Below are 7,204 nucleotides of genomic sequence, written 5' to 3' on the forward strand. Positions count from 1 at the left end.
TTGCGGGTTTTTCTGCTCCTCGCGGCTGCTGCGTTCATCAGATCACATGGAACTGGGCTGCCTTGGCCACCGCTGAAATCTTGTTGCTGACGTTCAGTTTTCGCATGCAACTGCACACATGGAAATTCACGGTCCGCTCGGAAAGACAAAGGATCCTGCCTACTTCCGAGGCCGTCTTGCCTTCGGCAGACCAGCGCAGCACTTCGATTTCCCTGGGTGATAAATGATATTTGTGGGTGACAGCGCTGGCATCCGACAGCTTCTTGCTGGCCAGGGCATGCAGACGCTGACTGGCGAAAATGGCGTAGCCGAGGTTGCCATAATGCTCCTCTATATCGATTGGGCAGTGCGTCCTTGCGAGGCTGAACAGACTGTAATGGATACCGTGTTCATCATGGATGGCCTGAGTCCAGCCGTGTTTAAGTCCCTGTCGATTAAGTTCGCGCCATAACTTGGGGGTTCGGGCAAAAACACCCTCGTTCCATAAGATCGGCAACGTTGATTGATTGCAATGTGCTATTACTGGATCGTTTGAAGCGTAACCGTTCTGTTCATAGAACCTGTCCCATCCATAAGGGTAATTATTCAGGTTGACCTTACCGGTGTGCTTGTCCGGGCTGCCGAGGTAAGTGGCAAACGCGCAATATTCAAAGCCTTGATTGTTAAAGAAATTAAGGACCAGGCGATAAGCCGCCTGCAAATCTTTTTCGCAGGATAACTTCTTGAGTTGCAAGTCCTTCCACTTGTCCATCGCTTTCTCCTGGGTTGATTCGTCCATGCGGATCCAATCCATGATGCGAAAATTCAGTGTAGGACCATTCCTAACTTCGCGTAGGTTTTTTTGAACAGATTTGGTCGGGGGTAGATATATCTTGAAACATCAGGCATTACAAATGGTGTTGAATTGTATAAGTTTGGTTGATTTATGGCGCGAGAATGCGGCGATTGCTATTAAAGCGCCACTAATTGTTCGGTGGTTAAAATACACGCTTTGCGGGACACTACAGGCCTAGTTTTGTTGGAGTGGCCCATGACCGATAGCGAAGAAAAGTTCACCCGTCAAACCCTGCTCGACGTTCAACCAGTGACCGCTCATCTGTTTACGTTGCGCACCACCCGTGATCGCGGCTTTCGCTTTCGCGCCGGCCAGTTCGCTCGGCTGGGTGTGGAAAAGGCGGATGGCACCACCGTCTGGCGTGCCTATTCGATGGTGTCTTCACCCTTCGACGAATTCCTCGAGTTCTTTTCCATCGTGGTCCCGCAGGGTGAGTTCACCAGCGAGCTGAGTCGCCTGGCGCCGGGTGACAGCCTGCTGGTGGAGCGCCAGGCCTTCGGCTACCTGACACTGGATCGTTTTGTCGACGGCCGGGACCTGTGGCTGTTGTCCACCGGGACGGGCGTCGCGCCGTTTCTTTCGATCCTCCAGGATTTCGAAGCCTGGGAACGATTCGAGCGGATCATCCTGGTGTACAGCGTCCGCGAGGCCCGTGAGCTGGCGTATCAGGCGCTGATCGAAGGGTTGGCCCAACGCGAGTACCTGGCGGAGTACGCCCACAAGCTTCGCTTCATTGCGACCGTGACTCGCGAGGCGCATCCGGGGACCCTCAATGGGCGGATCACTGCGTTGATCGAGAACGGCGAACTTGAACGTGCGGCCGGTGTGGCGCTGACGCCGGAGCATTCACGGGTGATGCTGTGCGGCAATCCGCAGATGATCGACGACACGCGCAAGCTGCTCAAGGCCAGGGGGTTGCAACTGAGCCTTACGCGTCGGCCGGGCCAAGTGGCGGTGGAAAACTATTGGTAGGAGAGTGCGCCCAGGAGTTCAGCGCGCGCCCCTGTGGCGAGGGAGCTTGCTCGCGCTCGATTGCGCAGCAATCGCAAAGAGCCGGGGCCGCTCCGCAGCCCAGCGGGAGCAAGCTCCCTCGCCACAGATCTGAGCGGCCCAGCTTGCTTCTGACGAGGGCTCAGGGCCGCTCGTTCTGCGCCTTGAGCAGGTCGCGGATCTCGGTCAGGAGCAATTCTTCCTTGCTCGGAACCGGAGGGGCACTGGGCGCCACGGCTTCTTCGCGCTTGAGGCGGTTAATGGCTTTCACGCCTAGGAAAATCGCGAACGCCACGATGATGAAATCGATGGTGGTCTGGATAAATTTGCCGTAGGCCAGCACCACTGCAGGCGTGTCCCCCTGGGCGGCCTTGAGCGTGATTGCCAGATCGCTGAAATCGACTCCGCCGATCAGCAGACCGATGGGCGGCATGATCACATCACCGACGAAGGACGAGACGATTTTGCCGAAAGCGGCACCGATAATGATCCCGACGGCCATGTCGACGACATTGCCTTTGACCGCGAAGGCCTTGAACTCGCTTAGCACGCCCATGAGTTGTTGTTCCTTGTGACAGATGAGTTTGAGTGGCAGTGTAATTCAGCCAGACGCGTCCCGCTTGAAACGCCCGCTTACAAAGCTTCAGTTATCGACCCAGTGCCTGCCGAAAAGTTTACAAAGTGCCATCAATCGCGCGTGATACTGGGTTTAGTACCGATCCCCCACAACGTTTTTTCTATCGAAGCGGTACGGCTTTTCTATTTAGGTTTTGGATTTTCGAGCACTAGCCTCTGAAGGGCGCACACGGATGCGCTCTATAACATCAGAGGAAATTTCTATGAATACTTCCCTTGGCGGCGGAACGTTTTCCCACCGTCGTGCCCTTTTTGCGCTGACGGCGGGCCTGCTGTCTTTTTCCGTCAACGCCGCGACCTTGACCCGGGATAACGGTGCCGCGGTCGGCGATAACCAGAACTCGCAGACAGCGGGGCCCAACGGCCCGACCTTGCTGCAGGACGTGCAATTGATTCAGAAGCTCCAGCGCTTCGACCGTGAACGCATTCCCGAGCGCGTGGTACATGCCCGGGGCACGGGCGCCCATGGTACCTTCACGGTGTCCGACGACCTCAGCGACCTGACCAAGGCCAAGGTCTTCGCCGCAGGCCAGACCACACCGGTGTTCGTGCGCTTTTCGGCGGTCGTGCATGGCAACCATTCACCGGAGACCCTGCGCGACCCTCGTGGCTTTGCCACCAAGTTCTACACCGCCGACGGTAACTGGGATCTAGTGGGGAACAACTTCCCGACCTTCTTCATCCGCGACGCCATCAAGTTTCCCGATATGGTCCACGCTTTCAAGCCGGACCCGCGGACCAATCTGGACGACGATTCACGTCGTTTCGACTTCTTCTCCCATGTCCCAGAGGCGACACGTACTCTGACCGAGCTGTATTCCAACTCCGGTACGCCGGCCAGTTACCGCGAAATGGATGGCAATGGTGTACACGCCTACAAGTTAGTGAATGCCAAGGGTGATATTCACTATGTGAAATTTCATTGGAAAAGTTTGCAGGGGCTGAAAAACCTCGATCCGAAAGAAGTCGTGAAAGTTCAAGGGCAAGATTACAGTCATATGACTAACGACTTGGTCAGCCATATCAACAAGGGGGACTTTCCAAAGTGGGATCTGTACGTTCAGGTATTGAAGCCTGAAGAGTTGGCAAAGTTCGACTTCGATCCATTGGACGCCACTAAGATCTGGCCGGGGGTGCCTGAGCGCAAAGTCGGGCAGATGGTTCTGAACCGCAATCCGGCGAATGTTTTCCAGGAAACCGAACAGGTGGCGATGGCCCCAGCCAATCTGGTGCCGGGCATCGAGCCTTCGGAAGATCGGCTGCTTCAGGGCCGGGTGTTCTCTTATGCCGATACGCAAATGTATCGGCTGGGCGCCAATGCGTTGCAGTTGCCGATCAACGCGCCCAAGGTCGCGGTGAACAACGGTAACCAGGATGGTGCGATGAACCCCGGCAGCACCAGCACCGGCGTGAATTACCAGCCGAGCCGGCTGGAGCCCCGCGACGAACAGCCGGCGGCCCGCTATAGCCAGACCGCGCTGAGCGGCAGTACCCAGCAGGCGAAGATTCAGCGCGAGCAGAACTTCAAGCAGGCCGGTGACCTGTACCGCTCCTTCAATCAGAAAGAACGCAACGATCTGATCGAAAGCTTCGGCGGCTCCCTGGCGACCACCGATGATGAAAGCAAGCACATCATCCTGTCGTTCCTCTACAAGGCTGATCCTGAATACGGCACTGGCGTGGCCCGTGTCGCCAAGGGCGACCTGTCCCGGGTCAAGGCGCTGGCGGAAAAACTGACCGACTGACCGACTGCCAGCAGGGGGTTAACCCTGTGGGAGCGATCCTGCTCGCGAAAGCGGTGGGCCAGTCGGCGAAGGTTCGGCTGACAGACCGCAATCGCGAGCAAGCTCGCTCCCACATTGGCTTTGTGTGGTCTGAGGATTTGCTCACCCCCGATTCCCTGTGGGAGCGCGTTTAAGGAGATCTCATGAAGGTCAGGTTTCTATTATCGATAGTTGCGATCTGGTCGGCGGGCGTGCTGGCCGACCAGCCTGTGCCGGCCGACCCGGCTGCCATACGGGAACAACTGCAGAATTATTATTTCGACGCCGCCCGCCGGGGCGACGTGCCGATGCTCGACACCTTTATCGAGGCCGGCTACGCCCTCGATACCCAGGATGAAAAGGGCTACACCGCGTTGATCCTGGCGGCGTATCACGGTCAGGGCCCTGCGGTGGAGCGGCTGCTGTCGGCCGGCGCCGATGCCTGTGCCCAGGACAAGCGCGGTAACACAGCACTGATGGGGGCCATTTTCAAGGGCGAGGTGCAGATCGCCCGCCGCTTGTTATCCACCGAGTGCAGTCCCGACCAGCGCAACGCGGCAGGGCAGACCGCAGCGATGTACGCCGGGCTGTTCAAGCGTGTCGAACTGCTGGATGCCTTGAAAGCCAAAGGCGCTGACCTGGATGCCGCCGACCCGCTGGGCAATACCGCGACGGATCTGGCCAAGGGTGAAATCAGAATGCCGGCCCCTCGTTGACCTCCGCCTGGGCTATCATCGCGGTTTTTCCCGGGGGTTCAGATGGCCAAGGCAAAGCGCATGTACGGCTGCACCGAGTGCGGCTCGACCTTTCCCAAATGGGCCGGCCAGTGCAGTGAGTGCGGGGCCTGGAACACCCTGACCGAAACCATGGTGGAAAGCGGCGGCGCAGCGGCGCCCACCGGGCGCACGGGCTGGGCCGGCCAGCAGGCGCAGATCAAGACCCTGGCCGAAGTCAGCGTCGAGGAAATCCCGCGCTTCTCCACCGCCTCCGGCGAGCTGGACCGCGTGCTCGGTGGCGGTCTGGTGGACGGTTCGGTGGTGCTGATCGGCGGGGACCCGGGCATTGGTAAATCCACCATCCTGTTGCAAACCTTATGCAACATTGCCACGCGCATGCCGGCGCTGTACGTCACCGGTGAAGAGTCGCAACAACAGGTCGCCATGCGCGCCCGACGCCTGGGGTTGCCCCAGGACCAGCTGCGGGTCATGACCGAAACCTGCATTGAAACCATCATCGCCACGGCACGCCTGGAAAAACCCAAGGTGATGGTGATCGACTCGATCCAGACGATTTTCACCGAGCAACTCCAGTCGGCCCCGGGCGGTGTGTCCCAGGTTCGCGAAAGTGCGGCGTTGCTGGTGCGTTACGCCAAGCAGAGCGGCACGGCGATTTTCCTGGTGGGCCACGTGACCAAGGAAGGCGCGCTGGCGGGCCCGCGGGTGCTGGAGCACATGGTCGACACCGTGTTGTATTTCGAAGGTGAATCCGATGGGCGCCTGCGTCTGTTACGGGCAGTGAAGAACCGTTTCGGCGCCGTCAACGAGCTGGGCGTGTTCGGCATGACCGACAGGGGGCTGAAAGAAGTCTCCAACCCCTCGGCGATCTTTCTGACACGTGCCCAGGAAGAAGTGCCGGGCAGTGTGGTCATGGCAACGTGGGAAGGCACTCGCCCGATGTTGGTGGAAGTGCAGGCGCTGGTGGACGACAGCCACCTGGCGAACCCGCGCCGGGTCACGCTGGGCCTGGACCAGAATCGCCTGGCCATGCTCCTGGCCGTGTTGCATCGGCACGGCGGCATTCCGACCCACGACCAAGACGTGTTCCTGAACGTGGTGGGCGGGGTCAAGGTGCTGGAGACCGCGTCTGACCTGGCGTTGATGGCGGCGGTCATGTCCAGCCTGCGTAATCGTCCATTGCCCCATGACCTGCTGGTGTTCGGTGAAGTGGGACTGTCGGGCGAAGTCCGCCCCGTGCCCAGCGGGCAGGAGCGGCTCAAGGAAGCGGCCAAGCACGGTTTCAAACGCGCCATCGTGCCCAAGGGCAATGCGCCGAAGGAGGCACCGGTGGGGTTGCAGATCATCGCGGTGACACGTTTGGAACAGGCGTTGGATGCGTTGTTTGAGTAACGCGTTCCCCGTGGCGAGGGAGCTTGCTCCCGCTGGCCTGCGAAGCAGGCCCGGAAACTTCACTCAATTTTTCTGACACACCGGGTTGCTGGGCTTGGTGTTGCTGGACTTGGGGCTGTCGCGCAGCCCAGCGGGAGCAAGCTCCCTCGCCACGGAAGCTCCGGCGATTCAAATCTGGATCAACGCCGCCAGCTCCCGTTCCAGTTCGTCATGATCGGCCAGGTTCAGTTCCACCAGCCGACGCAGATGCGCGATGGAGTCCAGGTCGATATGCTCGCAGACGAAACCCAGGTGGCCGTGATCGTCGTGGGCCAGACGAACCTCCATCTGCACATCCACCTCATTGCTCAGGTGGATGTCGGCCATGAAGGGTTCTTCAGGGTTGCCAAGCCAGGGCTCGGGCTTTTCGATCAGCAGGCCCTTGAGAGACAGGTCCAGCAGTTTCACCGGCCAGATATAGGGCCCCTGGCTCAGTTCAGTCCGTGCATGAAATTCGATTCGTACGAAGCGGCGACGTTCGCTCATTACGCATTCCCTCCGGAGATTCATTGACTATAGACCCAACTGGCGCGTCACCGGCACCGTTCGGCCGGTGACAGACGAATGTCGGGTATGGCCTTTGCGACGGTTAGCGCTAAACTCCGGTGGCTAACCTTCTTGTCCACCCTGGCTGGAATATAAAAATGACAAACAATAATAGCCTGCTGCGCCATATTCCCTGGCTCTTGCTGGCCGTCCTGGGAGCGTGCGCCCTGGGCGTCGTGGCCCTGCGCCGCGGCGAAGCCATCAACGCTCTCTGGATCGTCGTCGCAGCCGTGGCCATCTACCTGGTCGCCTACCGCTACTACAGCCTT

Annotated in this window: 7 protein-coding genes and 1 pseudogene; 5 read left to right on the forward strand and 3 right to left on the reverse strand. The window is 59.1% G+C overall.

The window, feature by feature from the left end:
• Positions 1–37: 37 nt before the first annotated feature.
• Positions 38–778, reverse strand: coding sequence for an autoinducer binding domain-containing protein (locus ACLEJR_RS20335; protein ID WP_440816037.1), 741 nt, complete (start codon positions 776–778; stop codon positions 38–40).
• Positions 779–1,030: 252 nt separating this feature from the next.
• Here ACLEJR_RS20335 and ACLEJR_RS20340 point away from each other — a divergent pair, with 252 nt between their 5' ends.
• Positions 1,031–1,807: a ferredoxin--NADP reductase gene (locus ACLEJR_RS20340; protein WP_440798610.1), complete on the forward strand. Its 777-nt coding sequence runs from the start codon at positions 1,031–1,033 to the stop codon at positions 1,805–1,807.
• Between the two features lie 160 nt (positions 1,808–1,967).
• Here the strand turns inward: ACLEJR_RS20340 and mscL are convergent, their stop codons facing one another.
• Positions 1,968–2,381: a large-conductance mechanosensitive channel protein MscL gene (mscL, locus tag ACLEJR_RS20345; RefSeq protein ID WP_440798608.1), complete on the reverse strand. Its 414-nt coding sequence runs from the start codon at positions 2,379–2,381 to the stop codon at positions 1,968–1,970.
• Between the two features lie 283 nt (positions 2,382–2,664).
• On the opposite strand from mscL, the gene katB reads away from it, so the two are divergent.
• From katB to radA, 3 genes are all read left to right on the forward strand, one after another.
• A complete protein-coding gene (gene katB / locus ACLEJR_RS20350; RefSeq protein ID WP_440798606.1) occupies positions 2,665–4,206 on the forward strand; it encodes a catalase KatB in 1,542 nt (513 codons plus the stop codon).
• A 182-nt stretch (positions 4,207–4,388) separates the two neighbouring features.
• Positions 4,389–4,940 carry an ankyrin repeat domain-containing protein gene (locus tag ACLEJR_RS20355; protein WP_440798604.1) on the forward strand — a complete coding sequence of 184 codons (552 nt, stop codon included), beginning with the start codon at positions 4,389–4,391 and terminating at the stop codon, positions 4,938–4,940.
• A 42-nt stretch (positions 4,941–4,982) separates the two neighbouring features.
• The gene (gene radA, locus ACLEJR_RS20360; RefSeq protein ID WP_440798602.1) at positions 4,983–6,350 is read left to right on the forward strand and encodes a DNA repair protein RadA; all 1,368 of its coding nucleotides are present in this window, start codon (positions 4,983–4,985) and stop codon (positions 6,348–6,350) included.
• Positions 6,351–6,518: 168 nt separating this feature from the next.
• On the opposite strand, the gene ACLEJR_RS20365 is transcribed toward radA, so the two are convergent.
• Positions 6,519–6,875, reverse strand: a complete 357-nt coding sequence (locus ACLEJR_RS20365) for a PilZ domain-containing protein (RefSeq protein ID WP_440798600.1) — start codon at positions 6,873–6,875, stop codon at positions 6,519–6,521.
• 158 nt (positions 6,876–7,033) lie between these two features.
• On the opposite strand from ACLEJR_RS20365, the pseudogene ACLEJR_RS20370 reads away from it, so the two are divergent.
• Positions 7,034–7,204: pseudogene (locus tag ACLEJR_RS20370) on the forward strand (carbon starvation CstA family protein); the annotation flags it as partial.

It is taken from the genome of Pseudomonas sp. SMN5, from assembly GCF_052041925.1.
GTDB lineage: Bacteria > Pseudomonadota > Gammaproteobacteria > Pseudomonadales > Pseudomonadaceae > Aquipseudomonas.

Excerpts from the sequence above, each read along its gene's own strand:
- mscL (WP_440798608.1), bottom strand. The coding sequence starts at position 2,381 with ATGGGCGTGCTAAGCGAGTTCAAGGCCTTCGCGGTCAAAGGCAATGTC.
- ACLEJR_RS20355 (WP_440798604.1), top strand. The coding sequence starts at position 4,389 with ATGAAGGTCAGGTTTCTATTATCGATAGTTGCGATCTGGTCGGCGGGC.
- ACLEJR_RS20335 (WP_440816037.1), bottom strand. The coding sequence starts at position 778 with ATGGACGAATCAACCCAGGAGAAAGCGATGGACAAGTGGAAGGACTTG.
- katB (WP_440798606.1), top strand. The coding sequence starts at position 2,665 with ATGAATACTTCCCTTGGCGGCGGAACGTTTTCCCACCGTCGTGCCCTT.
- radA (WP_440798602.1), top strand. The coding sequence starts at position 4,983 with ATGGCCAAGGCAAAGCGCATGTACGGCTGCACCGAGTGCGGCTCGACC.
- ACLEJR_RS20340 (WP_440798610.1), top strand. The coding sequence starts at position 1,031 with ATGACCGATAGCGAAGAAAAGTTCACCCGTCAAACCCTGCTCGACGTT.
- ACLEJR_RS20365 (WP_440798600.1), bottom strand. The coding sequence starts at position 6,875 with ATGAGCGAACGTCGCCGCTTCGTACGAATCGAATTTCATGCACGGACT.